Origin of the sequence: Duganella sp. Leaf61, assembly GCF_001421905.1 — a bacterium.
GTDB lineage: Bacteria > Pseudomonadota > Gammaproteobacteria > Burkholderiales > Burkholderiaceae_D > Rugamonas > Rugamonas zoogloeoides.
The window spans coordinates 1-2,811 of record NZ_LMLM01000025.1 but is presented as its reverse complement, the minus strand read 5'-3'; the positions used below and the strand labels follow the sequence as shown (position 1 = coordinate 2,811).

General features: G+C 37.1%; 5 protein-coding genes. 3 read left to right on the top strand and 2 right to left on the bottom strand.

Features of this window, described 5'->3' with window-relative positions:
- Window positions 1–799: MobV family relaxase (mobV, locus tag ASF04_RS26880; RefSeq protein WP_156368664.1), on the bottom strand; the 799-nt coding region annotated here is incomplete at its 3' end.
- Window positions 800–1,664: 865 nt separating this feature from the next.
- Here mobV and ASF04_RS15100 point away from each other — a divergent pair.
- From ASF04_RS15100 to ASF04_RS27555, 3 genes are read left to right on the top strand one after another with little or no spacing between them, the layout of a single operon-like run.
- Window positions 1,665–2,165 carry a replication/maintenance protein RepL gene (locus ASF04_RS15100; protein WP_082488794.1) on the top strand — a complete coding sequence of 167 codons (501 nt, stop codon included), beginning with the start codon at window positions 1,665–1,667 and terminating at the stop codon, window positions 2,163–2,165.
- Window positions 2,166–2,178: 13 nt separating this feature from the next.
- Window positions 2,179–2,334: a hypothetical protein gene (locus ASF04_RS27560; protein WP_156368663.1), complete on the top strand. Its 156-nt coding sequence runs from the start codon at window positions 2,179–2,181 to the stop codon at window positions 2,332–2,334.
- Window positions 2,331–2,552, top strand: a complete 222-nt coding sequence (locus ASF04_RS27555) for a hypothetical protein (protein WP_156368662.1) — start codon at window positions 2,331–2,333, stop codon at window positions 2,550–2,552. The genes ASF04_RS27560 and ASF04_RS27555 overlap by 4 nt, the downstream gene beginning before the upstream one ends.
- Here the strand turns inward: ASF04_RS27555 and ASF04_RS27760 are convergent.
- On the bottom strand, window positions 2,545–2,811 hold a 267-nt coding region (locus ASF04_RS27760; protein WP_162241445.1), incomplete at its 5' end, for a hypothetical protein. The two genes, ASF04_RS27555 and ASF04_RS27760, sit on opposite strands and share 8 nt — an antisense overlap.

Below are 2,811 nucleotides of genomic sequence, written 5' to 3'. Positions count from 1 at the left end.
AATCTTCCAATTTCAGCTTTAAATCATCGTTTTCCTGCTTGATTAGAACAGCCTCCTGGACCTCAATACGATTCTTGAGCTCCTTAGCCTTGTATCGTTTAACAAGGTCCCAAAGTGGCTGAAACAGCGTTTTAGCGGTAGTTGTCTTGATGAAGGCCCAGGGCGAAGCATTGATTACTTGAGATTCGATTTTTTCTTGTGTTTCAGTCATCTTTTTATCATATTCTGCAAATTCATTTACCGTATTATAAAAATTCCTTATGTCATTTGGTTTTGCTTTTTTGTTTCCTTTATCACGCAATAAACCTAGGTTTTTAACTGATTTATGGTAATTACTGACAAACTCATGAACTTTTTTTCTACCATCAAAAAAATGCGTAGCACTTAGCTTGCCTTTTGGTCCGACAGGTAATAAAGATACTTGAAAATGCTTGGTGTATTCATCATTATGAACAACAGCATAAATGATATTTTCTACTCCAAAAGTGTTAGAAATAAATTCGAATGTCTGCTTTTCCCATAATTCACCCTTTTTTTTATCATTAAAAAAATCGTGGCTTGCTGAAAATACTAAATTTACCGTTTTAACTGCATTTTTCTGCACTTTAAAACGTTTTAGTTGAGTAGCAAGCTCTTGATCAAAATTCATAGTAGGAGAACCCACATAGAATTTATTTAAGTGGCTCCTGGATGGATCAATATTTTCTGATGGTATTTGTCTCAAATTGTGGCCAGCAGCATTTCGAGCTTCCACGTCACCAAATTTTTTTATGTCTACATTACAATAAAATTTATCCATTTTTGTTTTTCTTCTGTTGCTTTTATCATAACAGAAAGAATCGCATTATCAAGGGTAAATGTCTGCTTTTAAAAACCCGTTGCTCACAACGGGATTTTACTTCGTAAAAGTCCCTATTCGTCCTGCGGAGCTAAAAAACAGAACCAACAGCCAGGTGCACAAAGTTATGGATATGTTTGCTTCGCAAACACCGTATTAATAACCTGATGGACAACTGAAGTTGCCCACGAGGTTATTAACACTTATCCACAACAGTCAACACTGCTCTCAGGTTGAGTTCCTACTATTTTTAAAATTTAATCGGAAGGAAAAAAAGCAGCCGGTCCAATGGATTCATCATTGGATCGGAAGCAAGCGGGAGCGCGCTAAGGTGTCTTGTTAGCTTCATGCGAAGCAAAGGACGCCATATGGCGTAAGGCTTCCTTGCTTTTTAAGAGTGAACGATAGTGAACGTTGGAGTGAGATGCGAAGCATCCACAGTTAAAAAATTCATGTTTTGGAAACGGTATAAACGGTTTATATAATTTAGTTTGTATTGTCAAGAATTCAATCTTTTTAAGCTACCAGGTAAAACACCAGGCAAACCCTCAAAGAGTTCTCTGAAGGATGTCGACTCTTCTGTCTTCTTATATTCTTCTTCTTAGCATTAAAGTAACCCATATAGATATTGGCTTACTTTAATTTCTTGTTGGGATTTCTACCAACATTTGTTGGTGCCTGACCCAACATTGTGTTGGGGAATCTACCAACAGATGTTGGTGGAGTTCCCAACATTTGTGCGAAAAACCCCCACATTCACGCATCCACAAAAATTTGACAAATCCTCAAATTTTTGTAAATGTACTCCACAACATAGGAGCTAGAAATGACAAGAACTACTACTAAACCCATGATGAACACTGACCTCGGCTCACTCTCGCATGACTTGCTTGATGAGATGGAGGACATGGATATGTCTGACAAAAAGGTCAGTGTGTTTGTTACTGAGAAGGAAAAAATCAAGGTCAACCAAACATTCGTTTTGATGTTTGTTGAGAACCTTCAAGCCATCATGAAGACCTTGAGCAAGGCAGAAATGGCTGTTTTGTTCTCAGTGGTCAAGTTTGCACAATACAAAAATGTGTTCAAAATTACCCAACAAACGATTGCTAAAGACACAGGAATGCATCGGTCAGATGTATCCCGTGCCTTCAAAACACTTCGGGCAAACAAGTATTTATTAAAAGATGCTGATGAAATTGAATATGTGAATCCATATTTATTTCTTAAAGGTGGCATTAAAGAATTCAAAAAAACAGAATTGTTTAGTCAGATGCAACAAATGCAGTTGCATTTTGACGAAAATGATATAAAAAACCCATACTAACTAAGGAGATAAAATGGCAGCAACAATAGATACAGCGGACGGAGTTGGATATTTCGACAATGAATTATTAGAAGAAACAGGTGAAAGTCCTATTTGGGATGAGGATGATAACGTTTTTGGATGTGTCTACGATAATGGACACATCACGCTTTACCCACATGCACCATGATAAACATTATTAATGATTTGGACGATGCTATGCAGGTAGTAAACCCCAAAACAGTCCTTAAAATATATAAAGCTCCATCAGGACAATGGAGCGGAATTTTTTACCAAAATGATGAAGAAATTGGAAGAATTGCAGGCTGTCAAACCTACCAAGAAGTAGAAGAAGAAGCCTTCGAACAGGGCTTTGCAGACTTATTTATAATCTACCCACTCACTTAATTTTCACATTCATTTTTTGAGTGGATTTATTTACTAAATCCACTACTTCCACATTAGAAGCTTTAGCTTCACTTTCTGCCAACATGGCAGACTTGCCCAATTCAATCTGTTCTTTAACCTTTTTACAATCCATAAAGGTTATGTCAGATGACAACCCCAAATCTTCCAATTTCAGCTTTAAATCATCGTTTTCCTGCTTGATTAGAACAGCCTCCTGGACCTCAATACGATTCTTGAGCTCCTTAGCCTTGTATCGTTT